The sequence below is a fragment of the Neobacillus sp. PS2-9 genome (assembly GCF_030915525.1).
GTDB lineage: Bacteria > Bacillota > Bacilli > Bacillales > Cytobacillaceae > Neobacillus.
In genome coordinates this window covers 2,146,409-2,169,110 of record NZ_CP133269.1, presented here as the reverse complement: position 1 = coordinate 2,169,110, position 22,702 = coordinate 2,146,409, and the positions used below count along the sequence as shown (strand labels likewise).

Below are 22,702 nucleotides of genomic sequence, written 5' to 3'. Positions count from 1 at the left end.
AGCATTTATCTACATATTATAACACTGCTACTATACTATATTTCTACAAATTTTTCATTACTTTCATAAAAATATAAAAAGTACTGGTTCACCCAGTACTTCCTAATTCAAAGTAAGTTTCTAGTTGTTTCATCTACTAATAATTACCGAATTCGCTTTCAGGTGTTTGAATTATGACAGGCAGTTTACTAGGATCTACCCATTTAAGAATGGACAGGACATTATTTTGTACCGTTCCTGTACATCCCAGTGTATAACTACTTGCCACATGGAAAAAGATTGCAGAACCAGCCCCAGGAATTCTCTCCACCGTATTATAATTAATAACAAATCCATAATTATAGGCTGGAATATTCATTTTTTCCGCACTTGTCCATCGACTATTATTTTCTGATTGTTTTTGCCAAGTATTATATAGCGAAGATGCCGGGTCATCGACCCATACATCGTCATTTGTAATTTGCCGATATGGCAGTTTTGTTCCAGGGTTTTGATAACGTCCGAATGCGGTTCCTATCGAAAATTTCCCTCTTGGAGACTTTTTTGCCCCTTCTTTCATTATGGTAGCAAAGCCTTCTTTTCCAATAAAACCTGATATATTTTGTTTTTCATACCACTTGCTATCCACTTTTTCAAAGGTTCGTATTTTTGCAACATTAGTGGAATAACCTGATGTCGTAACGAGGATTAACTGATTATTATCATCTATGGTAGTAAACTGATCCGCAATTGTACTAGGAATCCAGCATCCATTACGATTAAAGTAATACCATCTATCTAAATAAATCCAGCCAACTTGCATCGCTCCAGATTGATTTAAATAATACCAACGGTCATTTTGTAATATCCAACCTTTTTGCATTTCACCGTTTTTACTAAGGAAGTACCATTTCCCATTATCAAGTATCCAACCTTGCTGCATTGCACCATTATCCGCAAGGTAATACCACTTCCCTGCTGAATAGATCCAGCCTGTTTGCATTTTTCCTGAAAGGTCAAGATAATACCTTTTACCCCCGTTAAAAAGCCAACCTCTTTTCATTGACCCACTGCTTTCAAGGTAATACCATTTTTCGTCATCTTTTAACCAGCCACGCTGCATTACCCCATTATTATTCATAAAATACCATTTGCCATTATCATATAGCCAACCTTTGTGAAGTGTTCCATCACTGTGGTTAAAATAATACCAATTGTCTCCAAGAGCTACCCAGCCCTTCACAACTAGATTGTCTTTGTAATAATACTGTTTTCCGTTCTCTTCATACCAACCATTGTTCGTAACTTCTTCATTTGCAAATGTTGGTAATGGATGCAGTACTATTACTGTTAAAGTAAGTAAAAGAAAAATCCTTAATTTCAAGTCTTTTTTAACCTCCTTTGACAAAATACAACAGTAAATACTATTCTATAGGAATATCGGTTTCTATTAAACCTACCAAATTACCATTTTATCAAGAGCAAAAAAAATCGCCCATCAAATGTTGGGCAAGCTCTAATATATTTAACTATATGGTTATTGAATGTTTTGCTGGAGTGTTTATATAGTGATCTTGAAGCCATGCTTCTAGCTGATTCTTTAATTCAGGATGGATTGGAAGATCTCCTTGTGCCACAATGTCTTTTTTCATCGTAAAAATAGTTGAGTTATATGTGACAAGTTTACAAGAGTGTGCCATATTTTCGATTACCTTAAATTGTGCATCTCCTTTAACGTAAAGAGGTAAATCGTTCAGGACTGCTGGATTCGCCTGAACGTCGCGTGCTCCAGTTATGGCAAGAACTGGACATGTTACTTTTGATAAATCCTCTCTAACATTATAATTAAAATGTTCTCGCATCCATTTCGCATTTGTTTTAACAAAGTTTACTTTCATCACATCATCCGTTGACTGAAGTACCTTATTAATGGCTTTTTGCGCCTGTTGTTCCACTTTATTATGTGTACCAAATAGACGTAATAAAAATCCTTGAAATCCCTTTGCATGTTTGATGTCATCTACTGCAATATCCCTCTGCCGTTTTAATGCTTCGCTTATTCTTTCAACAGCACCTGAAAGTAGAATTAACCCGCCAAGACTTTCCCGTGCTGCAACAGCAGCTCCAATAGTACAGCCTTCGCTATGCCCAAGGACAATAACACTTTTCGAGTCTACTTCAGGAAGACTTTTCAAAAAATGAACAGCGGCCTGTGCGTCATCCACCAAATCCCATAATCCTGTTGTTAAAAAGTCTCCTTCACTTTCCGCAACACCTCGTTTATCATATCTAAGGGTAATATATCCAATAGATGTTAAATATTCAGCCAATTGACGATATAGTTTAAGATCCAATTTTTTGTTTACTTTTCCATTACGGTCTATTTTTCCAGAACCCACTATAATTAAAATCGCTGGACTTTTTTCAATCCTCATTTCTGGCATACTTAATGTTCCTTTAAGTGCTACGTGGCCTTGAATGGTGACATCTTTTTCTTTAATTTTCATTAAAAAATCCCCCTATTGCTCTTTAATTTTCTCTGGAATAATTACTGTTGCAAGCGTTCTTCTTTTTCTATCCTTTTTTGGCTTATTTTGAGTAACCTTTAAATAGACTGAAACCAGTTCCTTTATAAAATCAGCATACTCCTCATCAGTTAAATAAACTGACGTTTGCCGAAAAGATACACCATCAACTGCTAAATCAATTTTTTCTTGATGTAAATACCTCTCGTATTCCCCCATTAAATTCGCCATGAATTTTATAAATAAACCCATATGTTCATCCTTTGAGAGTTTGTTTAATTCCTCAATTCCTAAAGTCATCTTGTTTGGGTCATTGATTGAAAACACCTTTTCAACCGTACCTCGGTTTGGTATTTCATCAATGATATGAATAACCTCTGCATCAACAAGCTTTTTAATATGACGATACAAGGATGCTTGAGGAATATCAGGAAGTAGATCTTTTATTTGCTGTACTGTTATTTGTTGGTTTATTAAGGATTGGATTATTCTCATCCGTACCGGATGTAGGATCACATCAACCGTTGATTCTTTTATCATGAATTTCTTCTCCTGTTTTTTATTATCATTATCAATAATGATAATAATACATATTCTTTTATTTGTAAATACCAAAATGGATAATTAATGCAAGTTTTCCTTTTTTACCTATATTGATTTCTTTCTTACTTTTTACATGGATTGGCAATCTTCTACTTATATTATAATGAGGAGGGTTACGATATGATGTTGTCTTGGATATTTAGTGTTTTGATGGTGGCCCAATCAGTAGTTTCCCCAGACCACTTAGAAATTACAAAGGACGGCTACAATATAACAACTTTAAACCGGATGGATTTTTCTAATCCCAATACTGATTTACCAATAATCGATAATGGAAAATATAATCAGTTTTTAGATCAACTCGATAAACAATTTACTACTCAGCCTAAAAATGCATACATAAATCAACATGGAACCATAATTGCAGAACAGGTAGGTTTTCGTATTAACCGCCAAGCCTTTACAGAACAATTTTATTCTTACTTTTTTTCACGTCGTCGCGGTACATTAGAAATTCCTATGCTCCCAGCCTATGCAAAAGTGGATAGTGAATTACTTGAAGAGATTCGAAGCTTACGTATTGGACGGTATGTAACCACATTTAATCCTAGTAACATAACGAGAACCACTAATATTCAGTTAGCAGTAAAAGCGATTAATAATACTGTTGTTTTTCCTGGGGAAATCTTTTCTTTTAACAGAGTCGTTGGTAAAAGAACTGTTGCAAAAGGCTATTTACGAGCACCTGTGATTATCAGAGGAGAATATTCGGAAGATATCGGGGGAGGGATCTGCCAAGTATCCTCCACTTTATTTAATGCTGTTGATAACGCTGGTTTAAAAATTGTTCAGCGTTTTTCTCATAGCAAAAAAGTTCCCTATATCCCACCTGGGCGAGATGCCACTGTTAGTTGGTATGGTCCCGACTTTGAATTTAAGAACATGTATAACCAACCTATTTTAATTCAGGCAAGGACAATAGGGCATCTGTTGATAATTAAACTATATTCATCGGAAAATATACAATATATCCCACGCAAAGTACCAGGTCCACCTTATTAAGCAAATGAAAAAGTCCGCATAGTTAGCGGACTTTTTCTTATTCCTTATTATTATTATTATTTAGGGCACTTGTTAGTAATTCTTCAGAGAATTCGGTTAGTGCCGCATTGTCCATTAAATTAATGTTTGCCTTAGGTGTGAAAGTTCTTACAGCATTTTGAATCGGACGTGTAATGTCACTATGTTTTCCTCTTTTCATTCCAAAAACAGCAGCACTTATTCCTAATCCTAAAAGTGAGGCCCACATAGTTCCTCTACTCTTCCGTTTAGGCATGAACAAATTGAGAAACGGCATTTTATTCATTTTTCGCATGAGTAGCACTCCTTAAGAATGGTATGGAAAGTAAATATCTCCCCTCCATTTACTTAATTTGTGCTTAATAAATTTGAATATGCCTAGGAAACAATTCGTTCTTTGTCATTTCTTGGCACGTTAAAGTTAAAGAACCTCTATCCCCTTTTATACATAGAATGCAAAAAAGATAAATTGGGTGGTGTCTATGGGAGGCTTAACTTATTTTGATTTCTTAGCTAAATTTGGCGTTGGAGGAGCCCATCCTGGTGGAATCCTTTTAACAAAAGATATACTTTCTGGAGAAAATATTACAACTAACTCATTTATATTAGATGCTGGATGTGGTACTGGCCAAACGGCTGCCTATTTATATCAGCAATACAAAGCTAAGGTGTTTGGATTGGAGATTAATCCAATAATGGTTGAAAAAGCCAAAAGCCGTTTTCAGTCCTTAAAGCTTCCTATTCAGTTAATTCAAGGATCCATTGAAGAAATCCCCTTTGAAGATGATTCCTTTGATTTTATTTTATCTGAATCAGTTTTAGCCTTTGTCAATAAACCGAAGGCCTTAAAGGAATTCTATAGAGTATTAAAAAAAGGTGGTCGCCTAATTGCAAATGAAATGACCATTAACTCAAAATTAAGTCAGCAGGAAGAATCCGAAATTAAAAAATTTTACGCAATAGATTCATTATTATTAGAAGATGACTGGAAAAATTTATTAGAAGCCGCAAATTTTAAAAATATCTTATTAAAAACGCAAAAACAGCCTCTTAGTCACGGAAACCATGCACCAGAATTTAATTTCTCTGCAAACTTCGAGCCTGAACTTTTTCACATTCTAAATGAACACGGAAGCATAGTTATTAAATATCAAAATATTTTGAGTTATCGAATTATTAGTTGTACTAAATAAAATATACTGTAGGACCTCATTTCACAGAAGATTGAGGTCCTTTTTATTTTGTTTGCTTCCTTCTTCTAACGTATATTATTATCGTTACGTCAAAAAATAAAGTTGTGAAGGGATGGATGAATGCATGGATCAAACTTTAGGATACCTAAGAGAAATATTATCGAATTATACTGACGACCATTCAGAGGGAAGACATATTTACCGTAAACTCATGGAAGGTAATTATCGTTCTGAAGGTTCTTTTGTTCAAGCTTTAAGTCAAAGGGAGATTGCTTTTTTAAATAAGATGCTGCCAAAAGAAATTAACTACGCCAAAGAGGAGCAGGATGAAAAAAGAGCATCCCAATTAAACGAGGTTTTTGAATTATTATTTTAATTAAGAAAAGCGTAGGTGCCTTGGTCAGCCCCGACAGGCAAATGTTCTTCAGCAAGAAAAGTCGCTCTTTGACTTTTATTGCTGAAGGTTATTTGACCCGAGGGGCTAGGCGCTGGAGCTGGACAGTTCTCAAAGTCGAATTTTATACTTTCCTTTAATGTAAAAAGGATGGCAGAAAAACTCTGCCATCTTTTTAGGAAATATTTCATTTTTCGCGCAACTATTTCCTAGGTAAGCGCATAGTACGACAAAACATGAACTTCAAAATAGAATCTTTTCCCTAATAACCGACATGAAATACATAAAAACTACAATAGTTGGTATATGATTCGTTATTCCTCTACCTTGATACGACAAAATTCAATTTTAGTTCATAATTCATTTCATTAGTGAATGTCTCTTTTCTTAAATCGTCCACCCCGAACCTCAGCAATATCAGCTACTGCCAAAAAGGCACTATCATCATTTTCTGTGACAATTTCTTTTAATTTTGCTTCTTCTAGCCGATTAATCACACAAAAGATAACTTTTTTATCATCGCCCGAATAAGCGCCTTCACCATTAATATAGGTTACACCTCGACCAAGTCGATTCAAAATCGCATCGCCAATTTGCTTCGCGTTGTCACTAATAATCCATACCGATTTGGATTCATCGAGTCCAGTAATAGTAATATCAATAGTCTTGTAAGCAACAAAATAGGCAATGAGAGAGTACATTGCACGATCCCAAGAAAACACAAAACCGGCACACCCCAAGATAAAGAGATTAAAGAACATAATAATTTCGCCAACGGAAAATGGGAGTTTATTATTAAAGAGTATGGCAAGAATTTCTGTGCCATCCAGCGAGCCACCGTATCGAATAACCATTCCTACTCCCATACCAAGTACAATCCCACCAAATACTGTAGCTAGGAGGATATCTTGTGTGAAGGCTGGAACCGGATGAAGCAAGGTTGTTCCAATTGAAAGGACTATAATCCCATAAAGAGTGGACAATGCGAAGGTTTTTCCAATTTGTTTATAGCCTATAAAGAAGAAAGGGATGTTAAGAATAAAGATAAATACCCCTAGTTTCCATCCTGTAATATAAGACAGCATGATGGAAATACCCGTAATTCCACCATCGATTACATTATTGGGAACCAGAAATATTTCTAGACCTACTGCCATTAAGGCAGCACCAAGTGTGATTAATAGTATTCGTTGAAATATCTTTCTTTTGGTTAATCTTCGGTGTTCAATTTTTGCCATTATCGCTTCCTGTTGTTCAATAATATTCAATTCTTGAATACCTGACATTATCTTTCCCCTTTCAGATTTATTTTCTATTTACATTATAACGAATTTTCTCCACTAATTATATTTTACTGCCTCTAATTCCCATGCACTATATATTACGAAACAGGAAAAATGCCTGAGTTTAGCCAGTTTAAATTCCTTTTCTAAACTATTTCCCCAAATATACCCTATAGTATTCTTTCATTAAGTCCTGTTATTCATCCGTTGGTTTTTGCTCAATCTCTAAAAAACAAATCAAATAAAAAGAAGCTGCCTCCTTTTGAAGCAACTCCTTAATGTGAATAACACCTTAGGGGACCCAACCATGACATTAGCAAAACTACATCAACTTTTTCATTTCCTTCCATTCATATTATTGAACTAAAGGAAAATTGAAGAGTCAGCAAAATGTGTGTTTGTTCCGTTGAAGGAATTAATTCACATGTAATGGAATTCAAATTCCTAAAAAGAAACAAATTCTCGGTTTTATACCGATGGGACTCATTATTCATTATTCTCTCAATTAAAATTACGGCCTCTTGGCAATAGTTTTTAAAAAGATAAAAGCTGTTTTAGTGTTACTGGGTTTAATGGTTCTTTTTTCGAAAGAATACATTTTGGTGTGAGCTGTATTTCTACGTATTTTTTGAATGGCTCTGTTAAAATTGTCTGTTGATTTCCGCTTCAGGCTCAAGCGGTTCGTGGGCGTTTCGGCGAGCCTCATCGGCGCTTGCACCTGCGGGTCTCCCCTGAACCGTACTCCCACAGGAGTCTTCGAGCCTTCCGCTCCAATCAACACTGTTCTTTAACCAAGCCTTTTAAATAAGTAGAAAATGTTTCTCATTTCCAGGAAACCAATAACACTTGCTCTTAAATACTAATGATTTAAGGTAAGTTACGATTTAGCTTTTTCTTCTTAAGATTCCTTCGCTCCACCTACCAATTGATTGAATAGGAATAACCTTACTACTCGTTCGCGAACGGAACGAACACGTATGGTTGAGTCTCCTAAGATGTTATCTTTGTATTTTCTTTACAATTTGATTATAACATTGAATTTTTAGAATTTACGGAAACTTTGTGACGAACTAGTGAACCTTTAAGAGTTATTGTTTCTATAAGAAGGTACTTTTCCCTTTATGGTGCAAACATTTACGATTATTTAAAAAAGTCTTGAAATTCATCAATCATTTCATTAATCTAGGTAAAAACAAGGGGGATTCATATGATTAGAAAGCTTACTAAAAATGATGAAGAACAGGTCCTCACCTTTTTAAGTGTGGAACCTTCAATAAATTTATTTATTTTAGGTGATATAGAAGCATTTGGCTTTGGAACCGATTTTCAAGAACTTTGGGGTGAATTTGATCATGATGGAAGAATTAAAGCCGTCCTTCTTCGTTTTTATCAATCCTTTATACCGTATACAAATGGAGAATTCGATGTCAGTGGCTTTGTTTCTATCATAAAAAGTTATTCACAACCTATTTTTCTCTCTGGAAAATCGGATATCATAGAAAAATTCGAACAATTTGAGGACCTTAACCTTGGAGAAAAAAAAATAACCTATTTTGCTGAGTGTCGTACAGACATCCATCTAAACTTAAACACCGTTGAGCTAGAAATAAAAAAAGCTGGTTTAGACGATGTAGATCAAATAATTGATCTTCGCTCTACAATTAAGGAGTTTCATATTAGAAGTGACGCACGAGATATGCTAGTAAAATCAATGGAAGCTAATACTGCTAGAACCTATTATACAGAAGAAAAGGGAGTTTTTACTTCTTGTGTATCAACCACTGCAGAAAATTCACATTCGGCCATGATTGTTGGGGTATGCACACGAAACGATTATCGACGAAAAGGCCTTGCCACAGCTATTATGAAAAAGCTTTTTAAAGATGTATTAGCTGAGGGAAAGGTCCTCTGTCTTTTTTATGATAATCCAGAGGCTGGACGTATATATAAAAGACTTGGTTTTAAGGATATTGGTATGTGGACAATGCATAGGTAGGTTAATAATCCCCCTGTTAGGGGGTTTTTTCAATTTTCATTGGACTATAACCAATTTAAAAAGGGAACATTATTTGAAATCAAAAATAAAAGAAAAGAGGACCATAACATAAATGCTTAAATCAATAAAAAAATATGCTAAGCCTTTCAAATCAGTTGATGATCTAAATCCATTAATAGATGCGATTGGTGATGCAAAATATGTTCTTCTCGGTGAATCTTCACATGGAACTTCTGAATATTACTCACTTCGTGCCGAAATATCAAAACGATTAATTATGGAAAAAGGATTTTCATTTATAGCAGTTGAAGGTGATTGGCCATCATGTCAGAATATCAACCAATATGTAAAGGGATTTAATCATGAAGTTAAAGATGTTAAAGAAGTACTTGAGGCTTTTAATCGTTGGCCAACATGGATGTGGTCAAATCAGGAAATCACTGGTTTGATTGAATGGTTAAAGGATTATAACCAGCAAAATATCAGCAAGCAAAAAGTGGGCTTTTACGGATTAGATGTATATAGCCTTTTTGAGAGTATGGATGAAATAGTTAAATATTTAGAAAAGACAAATTCAACTGAACTAGCTGTAGCAAAAAAAGCATTCTCCTGCTTTGAGCCATATAACCGCAATCATGAATCCTATGCTGTTTCTGCTGGCTACTTATCTGAAAACTGTATAAAAGAAGCAATGGACCTCCTTGCATCCATAAGAAAAAATAAATGGAAATTTGATGCCGAACCTGAAAGCAGCTTGAATATGGAAGTAAATGCTCTAGTTACAGCAAATGCTGAGGATTATTATCGTACAATGGGGACAAGTGACTCAGAATCTTGGAATATCCGCGACAAACACATGGTCGAAACTCTTAATGCAATAATGAGTTTTTATGGTGATGATGCTAAGGTAATCATATGGGAGCATAACACTCATATTGGGGATGCGCGAGCAACAGACATGAAGGATGATGGTATGGTTAATGTCGGTCAATTAATTAGAGAGGCACACGCTCATGATTCTGTTTATATTGTTGGATTTGGGACCTATAGCGGAACGGTAATTGCCTCCACAGAGTGGGGAGAAGATTTTCAAATAATGAATGTTCCTCCAGCCCAATATGGAAGCTGGGAATCCTTAATGCATAAAAGTGAGCCTGTGAATAAATATTTGATATTTACAGACGAGAATCGCCAAGAATTCACTACAACTATTGGTCATAGAGCAATTGGTGTTGTTTACCGACCCGAGTATGAGCATTTCGGAAATTATGTTCCCTCGAATATGGGACAGAGATACAATTCATTTATTTTTATCGACCAAACGAATGCCTTGCATCCACTAGTTCTAGAGCCAACTAATATGTAAAATCAAAAAGGTCATCCAACTGTCCGAGTGAGATGACCTTTCCATTAATCTATTATTGGATTTTTAAAATTATCCACCACAGTGATTTTATTATTTTTAATTATTTCCTCTATTTTAAATTTATGTTCCGCAAGCTTATCATCATAAGAAATCGTGACCATTGTTCCGTCTGGCATTTCAAATTTATATTGATAGAGTCCTATTGTACCTGAATGATTCCTGTATACAATATGAACCTTATCTATCTTTTCCCAACTATACTCCTTTTCCTCTATTCCATTCAAAGCATTGTAATGGATACCTGCATCATCCAAATAATAATAATTGGTTAAACTGCAAATAAAGGCAGGAATACTGACAAGAAGTAAAAAAACAGTAATCCATTTAAACTTAACTCCCTCCCACTTCTGCCTAAAAATTAGATAAAGTGTGATAATAATTGCAATGTAAAGCATCCCACCCATAAAAGTTATGTAAGCAGAGAAGGGTGTTGAAAAAAACCAATACGTCCGCGAAAAATAGACCATACTTTGATAAGATGAAACTAACACAAATGGTGCGATGAAACTACATATGTATAATATAATTGTGTAAGCAACAAGTTTAGCTTGACTTTGTTCATCATCCATTTTCTTTCTTGAAAAAATCACCAAATCACTCCAAAATAAAATTTACTCTTATTTTACCTCAAAATTCTTACTATTTGTAACCTTTTATTTACATTTTTAGAAAAAACTAAAAAACCAACCTTAAGATTGGTTTTTTAAAATTATTTTGATCCTGGTGCAGGCTGGTCAACTCCTTTTACATGATGGCTATGTCCGTTATCTTCTGATGTATAAAAATCATAGTAATGGACATGCATACCATTTCCTACTGGAATGGCTGGACCTGAGTAAGCACGATAGTGATGTGTGTGACCATTTTCAAATAATACATACCCCTCAGTATAATGCACATGTCCCCCATCCTGGGTCATAATAGGTGGTGATGTGACATCTAAACATTGATGTACATGACCAGAGCTTAAACCAGTATAATCTACAGAACCGTGATTATGATTAGCCACAAATCCTTGGACAAAATCATCTTTGCTATTTTGCCTCATGCAATTCACCCCTCACTTTTGAAATTATTAATGTTACAACTATATGCAGGAGTAATAAGTACTTTTCATTAATTGGAAAATTTTTAAGTCTCATGATACTAAGTTAAAGTACATAAGCAATTAAAAAATTCACATACTATTTCTGTAACTCAATTACTACCACGAAAGAAGGATTAAACATGACAGTAGGAACACAAGTAAAACAAGCTTTGGCAGGGTTAAAAAGTGCTCAGGCAAGCTTTGAAACCTTTGCTTTAGCTACAGACAACCAAAATGCAAAGCAGCTATATCAACAAGCAGCTCAACAAACACAATCAGTCCTTGACAGTCTAGAACCACGCCTTCAAGAGATTGTTACTGAAGAGCCGCAATACAATCAATAAGGTAGAAAAGGTTGGCATATCTGCCAACCCCTTTTTCATTTTTTTATTTTTGAAAGGAAGTTGTTCATGTGACCATTGCTTCAAACGTTAAACAATGTCTTTCAACCATGAAAGGAATTGAGGCACAATTATCTTCCATGGCGTTAAATTCACTTGATACAGAAGCACAAGTTATTTTTCATGAAGCTACGATAACTATTGAAGAAATAAGGAAGGATCTTCAGTATCGAGTTTTGGAGCTTGAACGAAATGAGCCTCAGTACAGCGGATCCTAAAATGAGGTGATAAATTATGCCAGATGGGCTTTTTATTATAGGGCGTTCATTATTCTTCTTGCTGCTTTTATTTATCACTACAAAAGTACTTGGAAAGAAGCAAATATCTGAGCTTTCTTTCTTTGAGTATGTTGCTGGTATTACAATAGGAAGTATTGCGGGTGAAGTAGTTACTGGACTTGAAAGTAACATGTTTCATGGTGTATTGGCACTCATTGTTTTTGGATTTGTTACCTTTTTAGTGAATTATTTGGCAATAAAAAGTAAAAAATTCAGTGATTTTGCAGAAGGTAAAGGCACTGTCGTAATTAAAGATGGAAAGATCTTAGAGGAAAATCTAAAAAAAGAGAAATACACTATTGATGAATTATCTGCTCTACTTCGACAAAAGGATATTTTTAAAATTGCTGATGTTGAATTTGCCGTTCTAGAACCACGAGGAAATTTAAGCACCTTATTAAAACGAGAAAACCGACCTTTGACACCTAAAGATTTACAAATGAAAATGCCAAATGAAAAAGAACCACAAACAGTCATTATGGACGGGAATATTGTTGATGAACCTTTAAGATGTGCAGGGAAAGGCAGAGGCTGGTTATATACTGAGTTAGAAAAACTAGGTGTGACTCTTGATAATGTTTTTGTTGGTCAGGTGGATTCCTACGGTGAACTGACGGTTGATCTATATGATGATAAGATACAAGTGCCAGAACCTGCCCAGCGTCCTTTATTACTGGCAACCTTAAAAAAAGCACAGGCTGATTTAGAAATCTTTTCACTTGAAACTAATTGTACAAAATCAAAAGCGATGTACAAAAAAAATGCAGCTCTCTTACAAGCGACAATTGATAAACTCACCCCTTATCTTAACGGTTAATAGCAGGAAGTATAAAAATCCTTATCAATTCAAATTGATAAGGATTTTTATGAGATACCTAACTTATGCGCTAACGGTTTGGTCTTTAGATAATTCTTTTCTTTGTGACACATAGCTGTGAAGTAACATTCCACCCATGACTAACAGAATGCCAATCCACGATAACTTAGTTGGAAGTTCTGAATTTAGTATGTACACCTCTCCAAGAAGTGCAAATAAAACCTCCATAGATTGTGTAGCCTCAACAGCGGCAAGCCTTTGCATATTCCCTCTCACCAGGTCTGTTGCTTGAAAGAATAGTATTGTTGCAATGACTCCAGAGGTAATAGCAACCAGCCCAGACTGAATGGTTTGCCCCATGCTTGGCAATCCACCATCTATGACTCCATAAATGGATAAGATAATCCATAAAGGTAGACTGGCTATTGTCATTCCTAACACGCGTTGAAAAACATCTAGACGACCACCACATACCTCCATCATTTTCCTATTTCCTAATGGGTAGGCAAACGATGCAATTAACACAGGAACAACACCTAAGCTTACTGTAAGAAATGATAAATGATTAGCTTGTTCAAGCTGTATGAGAATGATTCCAAGTAATATAATCATTGACATGAGTAAGCCTTTATAAGGAATTTTCCCTCTAATTTTTATAGGGCCCTTTTTAGTTAGGATTGTTTCATAAAAAAGCGGGGCAAGTAGTGAACCAGAAATGATGGTTACTTGCCAAGTAGCCGCGATTAACCAACCTGGTGCATAGGCAGCTGAAAAACAAATAGGTCCATAGAACAATCCGAACCCCACTGTACTCCAAATTATCCATGAAGTTGGACGACTTTTCATCTCTACAAGCAATGGTCTAAGGTTCTTCCTACTAAGAACAATCAAGAAAAGAAAGGGTACCATAAAAAAATACCTGAGTGATGCACTCCAAATCCAGCTTCCTCCAGCCAAGTCCATTGATCTGTTTAATATAAATGTAAATGCAAAAAAGAAAGCTGCAAAAACTCCTAAAATGATAGGCCTCACTTTTCTAATACCTCCTTTTCTGAAAATATAAAATAATCTATGTATTAAAAGAGTATATAGTGTATTCTCCAATAAAAAACGGAAACCATCAAGCGATTTCCGTTTTTTTACTGAAGTTAACCTCTATTCTTTTTTATTTCAACAAATAGGGCCGATTTATTAATAAATGCAACAATAAAAGAAGCTATAAAAAAAATAGTAGCCACCAAAAATGTTACTCTCACCCCGAATCTTTCAGTAATCCAGCCCATTACAAGGGATGAAAGTCCGAATGCTGCAAATATTAAAGTTCCTCGAGCTGAATAGACCTTTGCTAAAAGATGTTCCCGAGCGCTATTTTGGATAATGGTTGTTTCCGCAATATCACGTGCCATTTGTGGAAAACCGAATAAAAAAGAGACAAATAGAGCAAACCATGGGATAGAGGTAGTTCCGAATAAAAAGGTTATCACAATTAAAATGAAAGTTGAATAGAAAATGGTCTTTCCAAGATTCCTTTCAATCAGGGAAGAAAAACGATAAATGACTAGCCCCCCAAAGAGCATACCTCCAAAGAAAGAGCCATTAATAAATCCCCACCAGCTCTCCCCTTTATTTAATGCCTCCGATACATATACATACAAGATAGCAGCAATCCATACCCCGTTAGCAAATGTTTCGAGAATGTTCATCAAACTGATTATTCGAAGCAGTCTCGACCTCCAAATAATAGCCCAGCCTTCCTTTAACACATCCATATGCGCTTCGTTTCCTTGGGGTGATTCTTTCCAGCCACCTTTAATCTGCCACATAAAAACAGTTGAAAGAAGAAACAGTATGAAAGCTAACCAAAGTATATTTATCGAACCAGATAAAACCAACAAAATACTCCCAATCGGCCAGGCAATAAGCTGAACTAATTGATCAGATATAGAGAGTAAACTATTAGTTTTCAGCAGTTTACTCTCATCAACTAGACTAGGAATTAGTGCGTTCCGAGCTGGGGACGCCCACCCGTCTAAAAAAGATATAAGGCAAATCAGAAGATAAATCCAAAACAACCTTTCTTCTCCCATAGTGGCCCCAACAAAACATAACAAAAGCAAAAGCACCGTCTTACCGGTTTGAGAATATGACAAGATTGATGTGAGCTTAAATTTATTTATTATTAACGGGGCTAATAGCCCGCTAATTAAGGCAGAAATGGTATTAAAAAATGGGACAAGCGAGATATAGGTAACTGATCCAGTCGCGTCAAAAATTAACTTAATTAAACAAACTACATACAAAATATCCCCTAGGTTAGCAAATATTTGCCCACACCAAAGAAACCGAAAAGAAGTCTCTTTTCTAACAAAATTGGACATAAAAGCACCCTCACTTTTTATTAAATTATTTATAAAAAAGTATAGGTGCTTACATTGGCCTACCTCCATTCACATTAGGTTCATTTTTAAGTTTAACAAATTTCTTTATTATCCGTAATACTGTTAACTCATACACTGACCATTATGATCATAAAGTGTTTTGTAGTTCGAAATTTTAAAAAATAGTTGTGAAACTTTATGCCGCATCGTTCGTACATATGTATGTCAAGATTCTTAAAAAGTGAGGTTGAGAGAATGTTTGGAAAAGTAGCTGCTGATATTTTAGGATTAAGTGATGTTGGTTCTGTTATTAAACCAGAGAATTATGATAAGGTTGATGCTGATGATTATGTTATGCACGAAGATAATGAGAAGATTTATTTTCTAATTAAATCAAAATCGGATGAATATTGTTTTACAAATAACGCCCTAATTCACCTTGATGGTACAAGTGCTACAAGCAAGAAGCGTATGCTGCATCGATATAGCTTTGCAACCAATCGGATTTCTGATGTTAAACTTGAAACAGCTGGGACTGTAGACCTTGATGTTGAAATTAAGTTTAAAATTGGCTCACAGCCTTTCTCAATTGATATTCATAAAAAACATATTGAAGAAGTGAAAGATTTATATAAAGCTTTGATAAAAATTGCCGAAATATCTCATGAAAATGAAATTAGCCTTCAATTTGCCAAACAAAGCCTTGATGTTGCCTCTACTACTATAGGTCGAATAACAAGTCCAGATAGCAATTTAGTTGTACAATTTAAAATGCTAAACCAAGCAGCTTTTCAATGGTTAGAAGATAGTAAAAAACAGTATTGTGTGAAAGATTTTGGTTTTGTATTTGAAAAATACATTAATAATTGATAAAAAATGGGCCTCACTATTAGTATAGTGCAGGCCCATTTTTTTCTTATGAGGGACTAGGACGATGAAACAGTCCCATTACTTCTATCGTTTCAGTTATATTGACGAATGCTGAAGGATCTACTTCAACAATGAGATTTTTAATCTCATTCAGTTCATATCGTGATATCACTGTTATTAATACATTTCGTTTATTATTGGAGTAGCCGCCAACACCATCTATAATTGTCAACCCTCGATACAGATTGGTTAACAGATGTGACCTCATCTCTTCACCCTTTTCTGTAATGATCATTATCGTTAGCTTAGCATGGTCAGTATAGATGGCATCAACTACTTTACCTGTTACAAAAATAGATACTAAGGTATTCAAAGCAGCATCCCAATTAAACAGAAATCCACTTATCAAAATAACAACTGCGTTCATACCTGATAGAAGTGCACCTATTGGAAAGTCCTTTTTTCTCGAAACAATCATTCCAATAATATCAAAGCCACCTGTAGATCCAGAACTTCGGAAGACAATGCCTACCCCAAGACCTGTTAAAGCGCCGCCAAAAATGGAGGATAATATCTTATCATTTGCAATTTCGTAGACAGGTACCACATAGAGCCCAACTGATATGATGAGCACTGAAAAGATCGAGTTCATAATAAATTTTTTGCCTAACATTTTGTACCCAATAACCAGTAACGGAAAATTCAAAAGAAAATTTGCTAACCCAGTATTAAGTGGTGTAACCATACCTACTATCATGGAAATACCACTTAGTCCACTGCTTAACACTTCGTGAGGTATTAAAAAAAGGTTAAATGCTAGTACAACAATTAGTGATCCCGTAATAATCCCAAAAATCCGCATGGAAAATACCTCCGAATACCTGCCATCATTATACTTAAAAATAATACCGATTATCATTTTTAAAGTAAATTTAATAGTTTTTTTCCAAAAGATTTAATTATCTGTTAATTACTGTTAGGTTGAATGAGTAAAAAAGTTATTCAAGAAAAACATATTGACAAATGTACAATATTATTTATACTTTAGAAATATATTAATTTCATAAGCTAAATCCTCATCAAACCGATGAGGTAGAGGTCGCGGTTTTTATTAGTAAAGCGGATGAGATGCAGAGACATTTTTGACCCCGTTTGAAAGGAAAAACTGCCGAAGTGTGCTTTACTCTCTGACAAAGCATGCTGGGGCTGTCTCCAAATAGGAACAGAACTGTCACGAATTGGACCTACCAGCCATTCGTGTTGAGCTATCTTTCGAAAGGTATGATGCGGGGTATTGATAATGCCATCGATTCTACTTCGATGGCATTTTTTATTCCAAACTCCTTCTCGAAAAAAGAAAGAAAACAAAAAAGGAGTAAAGATAATGCAAACAGCAAAAGTATTAAAAGAAAATGAATATAATGGTGATTTATCACCTAAAAAAGAACCCTCAGAGTTAAGACGAAGCCTTAAATCTCGTCACCTTACCATGATTTCTCTTGGAGGAACAATTGGTACAGGTTTATTCCTTGCCAGTGGCGGGGCCATACATTCTGCAGGACCAGGCGGAGCTATTCTCTCCTATATTATTATTGGTCTAATGGTTTACTTTTTGATGCAGGGGTTAGCAGAGATGGGAGCCTATATGCCCGTTGCTGGAAGCTTTAGTACGTATGCAACTAAATTCGTCGATCCTTCCTTAGGTTTTGCACTAGGTTGGAATTACTGGTATAACTGGGCAATTACCATTGCAGCCGAGTTAGCAGCTGTTACGATGATCATGAAATTTTGGTTCCCACAAACACCATCCTTCATTTGGAGTGGAATCTTTTTAGTCATTATGTTCCTATTAAATTATCTTTCTGTTAAAGGATTTGGTGAAGCAGAATACTGGTTTTCCTTAATAAAGGTAGTAACGGTTATTGTCTTTATCATAATTGGTACACTAATGATTTTCGGTATCATGGGAGATGAGGCAATCGGCTTCAAAAATTTCACAGTTGGTGATGCTCCTTTCCATGGCGGTTTTATGGCAATGCTAGGAATTTTTATGGCAGCTGGATTTTCCTTCCAAGGAACAGAGCTTTTAGGTGTTGCTGCTGGTGAGACGGAAGATCCAAGGAAAGCTATTCCACGAGCAGTGAAACAAGTATTTTGGCGAATTCTTTTATTTTATGTACTAGCTATTTTAGTAATCGGACTTCTAATTCCTTTTACAAATGAAAATTTAGCAAATGGTGATGTTACGGTTAGTCCCTTTACGCTTGTCTTTCAAAAGGCTGGAATTGCTTTTGCTGCTTCAGTAATGAACGCGGTTATCTTAACAGCAGTTTTATCTGCTGGTAATTCTGGTATGTACGCTTCTACCCGAATGCTCTGGGACTTAGCACGTGAAGGAAAAGCTCCCAAGTTTCTAGGGAAACTAAATAAAAATGGTGTACCTGTCAATGCTCTATTTGCAACAACTTTAGTAGGTACTTTGGCCTTTCTTGCCTCTTTCTTCGGAGATGGCACGGTTTATGTCTGGTTATTAAATGCTTCAGGTATGTCCGGCTTTATTGCTTGGCTGGGAATTGCAATCTGTCACTATCGATTCAGAAAAGCCTTTATAGCGCAAGGAAAGGATTTAAGTTTATTACCATATAAATCAAAATTCTTCCCTTTCGGTCCTATTTTCGCTTTTGCTGTCTGCGGATTCGTTGTTTTAGGACAAAACTATTCAGCCTTTATTGGAAGCACTATCGATTGGAATGGTGTGTTGGTTTCTTATATTGGTTTACCGCTTTTCCTTATCTTATGGTTGGGATACAAATTAACAAAGAAAACTAAAGTAATTCCTTTGGATAAATGTGATTTATCTAACTAAAATTGTTGAAAAAGCTAAAAAAAAAAACAGACTCACATGAGTCTGTTTTTTTCTTTAAGATTATGCTTCTTCAGCAGTCCATACATATAAATCTTCAATCTTGCAATTCAATTCTTTGGAAATGGTCATTGCAGAATTTAAACTCATTACCTTCTTGGATAAATAGTCATTGAGTTGACTTCTAGGTATATTAGTATTCTTTTCCAAACCAACCAAGTCCATGCCGTTTTTTGATAATAAGGCCTTGAGGTTACTCTTTTTTGCTTTATAATTTGTCAAAATGACACCTCACTTTTAACCATCATATCATAGTAGCATTAAAAATGAAAGGAAAAGGCAGTGTTTCCAATTTTTAACTTTATAGTATAACCTAAATGAAGGACAAATAGAATAAATTAATTTGTGTTATACTTAAGTTGTAATATAGAAGGGGTGTAATTAAATGAAGAATTCAAACAACCGATATAGTAGCGGCCAAACTGTAAACATTAAAGAAACTGGTGAAAATGTCACAATCTTAAAATGGCAATATGTAAAAAATATGAAGAGATATTCCTATACCGTTAAAGAGCACCCAGGTACATTTTATTTTGAAGAAGAATTACAGTAAGAAAAGCGCAAGCGCCTTGATCAGCCCCAACAATGTGAAAAAACACAAAAAAGACCAATTCACTGAATAAAATGTACCCGATAGAGTAGACACTTAAAAAAGTCCTCTATCGGGTACTTTTTTGTATACTTAAGAAAAATGGGATTGGGGAATGCAGATGAGTAAGAGATTATTTACAGAGAAAGAGGTTAAGATTCTTTCTAATAACCCTTATGTTAAATCAGTTAGATCAAAGGGAATAACCTATACAGATGAGTTTAAGCATCTTTTCATTGAAGAAAATGCAGGTGGAAAGCTACCTAGAGAGATATTTGAACAATGTGGATTCGATATTGATGTTTTAGGAATGGATCGTGTTAGAGCTGCTGGTAAGAGATGGCGCGCCTCCTATAGAGAAAACGGAGTAGCCGGTCTACGCGATACCAGAGGTGAAAATTCAGGGAGACTTGGTGAAAGGGAGCTAACACTAGAAGAGAAATTTGCGAGATTAGAAGCTCAAAATAATTTATTAAAGGCAGAAAATGAACTATTAAAAAAGATACGATTTGCAGAAAGGGGGCTGAAAAGGAACCTATAACCTTACCCACTGATCAAAAGTTTATCCTTATCCGTTCAGTTATACAGAAATATAAGTTGAAGAATATGGTGAGCTATTTATGTAACGTGGCTGGTGTTTCACGGTCTGGTTATTATAATTATTTCTCTGAACGGTCACAAAAAATAAGAAAAGAAAAAGAAGCGGAAGATGAGAAAGTGAAGGAGATCATCCTAAAAGCCTTTCATTTTAAACGCCGTAAGAAAGGGGCACGTCAAATTAAAATGACTTTGGCGGGTCAATTTAATGTTAAATACAATTTAAAACGGATTAGAAGAATCATGAAGAAATACGGTATTATTTGCCCTATTAGAAAGGCAAATCCCTATAGACGGATGATGAAAGCCACACAAGAACATAGAGTCGTACCAAACCTTTTAAATCGGGAATTTAAACAGGAAATCCCTTATAAAGTTCTTCTAACAGATATCACTTACTTATTTTACGGTGAAGGTCGGAAAGCTTATTTATCAGCCATAAAAGATGGTTCCACAGGTGAACTATTAGCCTATAATATTTCAGAACGTATGACCATTGATTTAGCCACAGACACTCTTAAAAAACTAAAGAAGAATAAACACTTTAAAAAAGCGAAAGATGCATTGATCCATTCAGACCAAGGAGTACATTATACGCATCCGGATTTTCAAAAAGCTGTAAAAAAACTTAAACTACGCCAATCTATGTCAAGAAGAGGTAATTGTTGGGATAACGCACCTCAAGAATCTTTCTTTGGCCACTTAAAAGACGAAGCTTATATAAAAGAATGTACAACCCTAGAGGAGCTAAAAAGAGAAATTAAGCAATATATGACGTATTACAACCACTATAGATATCAATGGAATTTAAAAAAGATGACCCCTGTTCAATACAGAGACCATCTTCTTAAATCTGCCTAGGCTTTTTTTAAAAATGTCCTTTACAACGGGTACACATTAGAATGAATTGGTCTTTTTTGGCTTAAAATTCTGCATTACCTGGAGTTCTTGGGAATGGAATGACATCTCTGATGTTTGTCATACCAGTTAAGTACATAATTAAACGTTCAAATCCAAGGCCATAACCAGAATGTTTAGTTCCGCCGTATTTTCTTAGCTCTAAGTACCACCAGTAATCTTCCTCATTCATACCAAGTTCATTAATTTTTCCAGCTAAAATATCTTCACGCTCTTCACGCTGGCTGCCTCCAATTAACTCTCCAATTCCTGGAACTAGTAAGTCTGTTGCAGCAACTGTTTTATTATCTTCGTTCAATCTCATATAGAAGGCTTTAATTTCTTTTGGATAGTCAGTAACAAATACTGGCTTTTGGAACACTTTTTCGCACAGATATCGCTCGTGCTCTGTTTGAAGGTCTGCTCCCCATTCAACGGGATAAGCAAAATTTTCACCGGATTCTTTTAACAGGTTAATTGCTTCTGTATATGTCACTCTGCCGAAATCCGCCGTAAAGGCATTATTTAAGCGATCTAATAAGCCTTTTTCAACGAAACTATTGAAGAAGTTCATTTCCTCTGGCGCTTGTTCAATAACATAACCAATAACAGACTTAACCATCTCTTCAGCAAGATCCATAATATCAGGAAGCTCCCCAAAAGCGATTTCTGGTTCAATCATCCAAAACTCTGCTGCGTGTCGAGCGGTGTTAGAATTTTCAGCTCTAAAGGTCGGTCCAAAGGTATAAACATTACGGAAAGCTAAGGCAAATGCTTCTGCTGAAAGCTGTCCACTAACAGTTAAGTTAGACTCTTTACCGAAGAAATCTTTTGATGTATCCGTTTTTCCTTCTTCATTTTTCGGAAGATTTTCCAAATCCAATGTAGTCACACGGAACATTTCTCCCGCACCCTCCGTATCACTTCCAGTGATAATCGGAGAATGGACGTTTACAAATCCTTTATCTTGGAAGAATTTATGGATGGCATATGCTGCTAATGATCTCACCCGAAAGACAGCCGCAAATGTGTTAGTTCTTGGTCGTAAATGGGCTATCGTTCTAAGGTATTCAAATGTATGTCGTTTCTTTTGTAACGGATAATCTACATTTGAGGTACCTTCAATAGTGATTTCAGTTGCTTTAATTTCAAATGGCTGCTTTGCTTGAGGAGTATAAATAAAATCTCCTTCTACTTTAATCGTTGAACTTATCGGAAGCTTTGTTATTTCTTTAAAATTATTTAATTGCTCGTCAAAAACGATTTGAACTCCTTTAAAGAAGCTACCATCATTTAATTCAATAAAACCAAATGTTTTGGAATCGCGGATGGTACGAATCCATCCTGATAATTTCACCTTTTGTTCCACATAACTTTCTGTGTTTCTGTACAAATCCTTGATTAAGGCCTGTTTCAAAGTAGTTCCTCCTAAATCATATGTATAAG

At 35.4% G+C, this 22,702-nt stretch carries 24 protein-coding genes and 1 riboswitch; of the genes, 12 read left to right on the top strand and 12 right to left on the bottom strand.

Going from position 1 to position 22,702, the window contains the following annotated elements:
• Positions 1–136: 136 nt before the first annotated feature.
• From RCG25_RS10880 to RCG25_RS10870, 3 genes are all read right to left on the bottom strand, one after another.
• Positions 137–1,363 carry a cell wall-binding protein gene (locus RCG25_RS10880; protein WP_308083685.1) on the bottom strand — a complete coding sequence of 409 codons (1,227 nt, stop codon included), beginning with the start codon at positions 1,361–1,363 and terminating at the stop codon, positions 137–139.
• A gap of 145 nt (positions 1,364–1,508) precedes the next feature.
• Complete coding sequence (locus RCG25_RS10875) at positions 1,509–2,486, bottom strand: alpha/beta hydrolase (RefSeq protein WP_308083684.1); 978 nt, start codon at positions 2,484–2,486, stop codon at positions 1,509–1,511.
• A gap of 12 nt (positions 2,487–2,498) precedes the next feature.
• Positions 2,499–3,044 (bottom strand): helix-turn-helix domain-containing protein, encoded by a 546-nt coding sequence (locus RCG25_RS10870; RefSeq protein ID WP_308083683.1) that lies wholly within the window; start codon positions 3,042–3,044, stop codon positions 2,499–2,501.
• Positions 3,045–3,227: 183 nt separating this feature from the next.
• On the opposite strand from RCG25_RS10870, the gene RCG25_RS10865 reads away from it, so the two are divergent.
• Complete coding sequence (locus RCG25_RS10865; RefSeq protein ID WP_308083682.1) at positions 3,228–4,109, top strand: VanW family protein; 882 nt, start codon at positions 3,228–3,230, stop codon at positions 4,107–4,109.
• 37 nt (positions 4,110–4,146) lie between these two features.
• Here RCG25_RS10865 and RCG25_RS10860 read toward each other — a convergent pair whose 3' ends face one another.
• Positions 4,147–4,422 carry a hypothetical protein gene (locus RCG25_RS10860; RefSeq protein WP_308083681.1) on the bottom strand — a complete coding sequence of 92 codons (276 nt, stop codon included), beginning with the start codon at positions 4,420–4,422 and terminating at the stop codon, positions 4,147–4,149.
• A gap of 187 nt (positions 4,423–4,609) precedes the next feature.
• On the opposite strand from RCG25_RS10860, the gene RCG25_RS10855 reads away from it, so the two are divergent.
• Together RCG25_RS10855 and RCG25_RS10850 are read left to right on the top strand one after the other, a co-directional pair.
• Positions 4,610–5,320 carry a class I SAM-dependent methyltransferase gene (locus tag RCG25_RS10855; RefSeq protein ID WP_308083680.1) on the top strand — a complete coding sequence of 237 codons (711 nt, stop codon included), beginning with the start codon at positions 4,610–4,612 and terminating at the stop codon, positions 5,318–5,320.
• Positions 5,321–5,444: 124 nt separating this feature from the next.
• A complete protein-coding gene (locus RCG25_RS10850) occupies positions 5,445–5,696 on the top strand; it encodes a sigma-G-dependent sporulation-specific acid-soluble spore protein CsgA (protein WP_308083679.1) in 252 nt (83 codons plus the stop codon).
• Positions 5,697–6,082: 386 nt separating this feature from the next.
• Here RCG25_RS10850 and RCG25_RS10845 read toward each other — a convergent pair whose 3' ends face one another.
• Positions 6,083–6,952, bottom strand: a complete 870-nt coding sequence (locus RCG25_RS10845) for a YitT family protein (RefSeq protein ID WP_374121073.1) — start codon at positions 6,950–6,952, stop codon at positions 6,083–6,085.
• Between the two features lie 1,252 nt (positions 6,953–8,204).
• Here RCG25_RS10845 and RCG25_RS10840 point away from each other — a divergent pair.
• A complete protein-coding gene (locus tag RCG25_RS10840) occupies positions 8,205–8,993 on the top strand; it encodes a GNAT family N-acetyltransferase (RefSeq protein WP_308083677.1) in 789 nt (262 codons plus the stop codon).
• Between the two features lie 112 nt (positions 8,994–9,105).
• A complete protein-coding gene (locus tag RCG25_RS10835) occupies positions 9,106–10,359 on the top strand; it encodes an erythromycin esterase family protein (protein ID WP_308083676.1) in 1,254 nt (417 codons plus the stop codon).
• A gap of 44 nt (positions 10,360–10,403) precedes the next feature.
• Here the strand turns inward: RCG25_RS10835 and RCG25_RS10830 are convergent, their stop codons facing one another.
• Both RCG25_RS10830 and RCG25_RS10825 read right to left on the bottom strand, forming a co-directional pair.
• Entirely contained in the window at positions 10,404–11,009 is a 606-nt protein-coding gene (locus RCG25_RS10830; RefSeq protein WP_308083675.1) for a hypothetical protein, read from the bottom strand.
• Positions 11,010–11,128: 119 nt separating this feature from the next.
• Positions 11,129–11,467, bottom strand: a complete 339-nt coding sequence (locus RCG25_RS10825; protein ID WP_308083674.1) for a YmaF family protein — start codon at positions 11,465–11,467, stop codon at positions 11,129–11,131.
• Between the two features lie 179 nt (positions 11,468–11,646).
• Between RCG25_RS10825 and RCG25_RS10820 the strand changes: the two genes are divergently transcribed.
• The 3 genes from RCG25_RS10820 (at position 11,647) to RCG25_RS10810 (ending at position 13,002) form a co-directional block, all read left to right on the top strand.
• A complete protein-coding gene (locus RCG25_RS10820) occupies positions 11,647–11,850 on the top strand; it encodes a DUF1657 domain-containing protein (protein ID WP_308083673.1) in 204 nt (67 codons plus the stop codon).
• A gap of 68 nt (positions 11,851–11,918) precedes the next feature.
• Positions 11,919–12,125, top strand: coding sequence for a DUF1657 domain-containing protein (locus RCG25_RS10815; RefSeq protein ID WP_308083672.1), 207 nt, complete (start codon positions 11,919–11,921; stop codon positions 12,123–12,125).
• A gap of 16 nt (positions 12,126–12,141) precedes the next feature.
• Positions 12,142–13,002 carry a DUF421 domain-containing protein gene (locus RCG25_RS10810; protein ID WP_308083671.1) on the top strand — a complete coding sequence of 287 codons (861 nt, stop codon included), beginning with the start codon at positions 12,142–12,144 and terminating at the stop codon, positions 13,000–13,002.
• Between the two features lie 63 nt (positions 13,003–13,065).
• Here the strand turns inward: RCG25_RS10810 and RCG25_RS10805 are convergent, their stop codons facing one another.
• Positions 13,066–14,034, bottom strand: a complete 969-nt coding sequence (locus RCG25_RS10805; protein ID WP_308083670.1) for a DMT family transporter — start codon at positions 14,032–14,034, stop codon at positions 13,066–13,068.
• A 116-nt stretch (positions 14,035–14,150) separates the two neighbouring features.
• Positions 14,151–15,380, bottom strand: a complete 1,230-nt coding sequence (locus RCG25_RS10800; protein WP_308083669.1) for an MFS transporter — start codon at positions 15,378–15,380, stop codon at positions 14,151–14,153.
• Positions 15,381–15,635: 255 nt separating this feature from the next.
• Between RCG25_RS10800 and RCG25_RS10795 the strand changes: the two genes are divergently transcribed.
• Positions 15,636–16,250 carry a PH domain-containing protein gene (locus RCG25_RS10795; RefSeq protein ID WP_308083668.1) on the top strand — a complete coding sequence of 205 codons (615 nt, stop codon included), beginning with the start codon at positions 15,636–15,638 and terminating at the stop codon, positions 16,248–16,250.
• 46 nt (positions 16,251–16,296) lie between these two features.
• Here the strand turns inward: RCG25_RS10795 and RCG25_RS10790 are convergent, their stop codons facing one another.
• Complete coding sequence (locus RCG25_RS10790) at positions 16,297–17,112, bottom strand: YitT family protein (protein ID WP_308083667.1); 816 nt, start codon at positions 17,110–17,112, stop codon at positions 16,297–16,299.
• A 223-nt stretch (positions 17,113–17,335) separates the two neighbouring features.
• Positions 17,336–17,526, top strand: a riboswitch (Lysine riboswitch).
• A 108-nt stretch (positions 17,527–17,634) separates the two neighbouring features.
• Between RCG25_RS10790 and RCG25_RS10785 the strand changes: the two genes are divergently transcribed.
• On the top strand, positions 17,635–19,116 hold the full coding sequence (locus tag RCG25_RS10785) for an amino acid permease (protein WP_308083666.1): 1,482 nt from the start codon (positions 17,635–17,637) through the stop codon (positions 19,114–19,116).
• Positions 19,117–19,176: 60 nt separating this feature from the next.
• Here the strand turns inward: RCG25_RS10785 and RCG25_RS10780 are convergent, their stop codons facing one another.
• Positions 19,177–19,395, bottom strand: coding sequence for a helix-turn-helix domain-containing protein (locus RCG25_RS10780; RefSeq protein WP_308083665.1), 219 nt, complete (start codon positions 19,393–19,395; stop codon positions 19,177–19,179).
• A 163-nt stretch (positions 19,396–19,558) separates the two neighbouring features.
• Between RCG25_RS10780 and RCG25_RS10775 the strand changes: the two genes are divergently transcribed.
• Both RCG25_RS10775 and RCG25_RS10770 read left to right on the top strand, forming a co-directional pair.
• On the top strand, positions 19,559–19,726 hold the full coding sequence (locus tag RCG25_RS10775; protein WP_308083664.1) for a hypothetical protein: 168 nt from the start codon (positions 19,559–19,561) through the stop codon (positions 19,724–19,726).
• Positions 19,727–19,883: 157 nt separating this feature from the next.
• Positions 19,884–21,220 (top strand): IS3 family transposase gene (locus tag RCG25_RS10770; protein WP_308080071.1). Its coding sequence is split into 2 segments (ribosomal slippage): positions 19,884–20,271 and positions 20,271–21,220, totalling 1,338 coding nucleotides; the frame shifts between segments, so codons are not numbered across the junction.
• 61 nt (positions 21,221–21,281) lie between these two features.
• On the opposite strand, the gene asnS is transcribed toward RCG25_RS10770, so the two are convergent.
• Complete coding sequence (gene asnS / locus RCG25_RS10765; protein WP_308083663.1) at positions 21,282–22,673, bottom strand: asparagine--tRNA ligase; 1,392 nt, start codon at positions 22,671–22,673, stop codon at positions 21,282–21,284.
• Between the last annotated feature and the right edge of the window lie 29 nt (positions 22,674–22,702).

What these genes read in the sequence shown, in the direction of transcription:
- RCG25_RS10875 (WP_308083684.1), bottom strand. Translation starts at nt 2,486, where the DNA reads ATGAAAATTAAAGAAAAAGATGTCACCATTCAAGGCCACGTAGCACTT.
- RCG25_RS10870 (WP_308083683.1), bottom strand. Translation starts at nt 3,044, where the DNA reads ATGATAAAAGAATCAACGGTTGATGTGATCCTACATCCGGTACGGATG.
- RCG25_RS10865 (WP_308083682.1), top strand. Translation starts at nt 3,228, where the DNA reads ATGATGTTGTCTTGGATATTTAGTGTTTTGATGGTGGCCCAATCAGTA.
- RCG25_RS10860 (WP_308083681.1), bottom strand. Translation starts at nt 4,422, where the DNA reads ATGCGAAAAATGAATAAAATGCCGTTTCTCAATTTGTTCATGCCTAAA.
- RCG25_RS10855 (WP_308083680.1), top strand. Translation starts at nt 4,610, where the DNA reads ATGGGAGGCTTAACTTATTTTGATTTCTTAGCTAAATTTGGCGTTGGA.
- RCG25_RS10850 (WP_308083679.1), top strand. Translation starts at nt 5,445, where the DNA reads ATGGATCAAACTTTAGGATACCTAAGAGAAATATTATCGAATTATACT.
- RCG25_RS10845 (WP_374121073.1), bottom strand. Translation starts at nt 6,952, where the DNA reads ATGGCAAAAATTGAACACCGAAGATTAACCAAAAGAAAGATATTTCAA.
- RCG25_RS10840 (WP_308083677.1), top strand. Translation starts at nt 8,205, where the DNA reads ATGATTAGAAAGCTTACTAAAAATGATGAAGAACAGGTCCTCACCTTT.
- RCG25_RS10835 (WP_308083676.1), top strand. Translation starts at nt 9,106, where the DNA reads ATGCTTAAATCAATAAAAAAATATGCTAAGCCTTTCAAATCAGTTGAT.
- RCG25_RS10825 (WP_308083674.1), bottom strand. Translation starts at nt 11,467, where the DNA reads ATGAGGCAAAATAGCAAAGATGATTTTGTCCAAGGATTTGTGGCTAAT.
- RCG25_RS10820 (WP_308083673.1), top strand. Translation starts at nt 11,647, where the DNA reads ATGACAGTAGGAACACAAGTAAAACAAGCTTTGGCAGGGTTAAAAAGT.
- RCG25_RS10810 (WP_308083671.1), top strand. Translation starts at nt 12,142, where the DNA reads ATGCCAGATGGGCTTTTTATTATAGGGCGTTCATTATTCTTCTTGCTG.
- RCG25_RS10800 (WP_308083669.1), bottom strand. Translation starts at nt 15,380, where the DNA reads ATGTCCAATTTTGTTAGAAAAGAGACTTCTTTTCGGTTTCTTTGGTGT.
- RCG25_RS10795 (WP_308083668.1), top strand. Translation starts at nt 15,636, where the DNA reads ATGTTTGGAAAAGTAGCTGCTGATATTTTAGGATTAAGTGATGTTGGT.
- RCG25_RS10790 (WP_308083667.1), bottom strand. Translation starts at nt 17,112, where the DNA reads ATGCGGATTTTTGGGATTATTACGGGATCACTAATTGTTGTACTAGCA.
- RCG25_RS10785 (WP_308083666.1), top strand. Translation starts at nt 17,635, where the DNA reads ATGCAAACAGCAAAAGTATTAAAAGAAAATGAATATAATGGTGATTTA.
- RCG25_RS10775 (WP_308083664.1), top strand. Translation starts at nt 19,559, where the DNA reads ATGAAGAATTCAAACAACCGATATAGTAGCGGCCAAACTGTAAACATT.